The organism is Synechococcus sp. BDU 130192, from assembly GCF_963876085.1.
GTDB lineage: Bacteria > Cyanobacteriota > Cyanobacteriia > Cyanobacteriales > MRBY01 > MRBY01.
Window position 1 is genome coordinate 1 of the sequence record NZ_CAWNNO010000054.1, and the last position, 230, is coordinate 230.

General features: G+C 48.7%; 1 protein-coding gene. It reads right to left on the reverse strand.

All coding sequences use genetic code 11. From position 1 onward, the window contains the following. A partial coding sequence (locus AACT35_RS11325) for a helix-turn-helix domain-containing protein (protein ID WP_254048013.1) occupies positions 1–209 on the reverse strand: 209 nt, incomplete at its 3' end. Positions 210–230 lie beyond the last annotated feature (21 nt).

The following is a 230-nucleotide window of genomic DNA, read 5'->3' on the forward strand; positions in this document are numbered from 1 at the left end:
ACCGCTTGCAGAAAAGAATTAGTTTTCCTTGCGGCGGTCAAATTGCGCTTTTGACTGTAATAGGTCGGCTTTTCTGAATCCATTGGGTAAATAAATTCCCGCTGGATACTACAAGCATTAACGGGGCACTTACGGGCCTGAATCCAATCACGACGTTCCGCCAGCGCGTAATTATACACACGGCGGCAGGTGTTCAACCATTGAGCCATTTGAAGGGCTTGGTCGGCAGT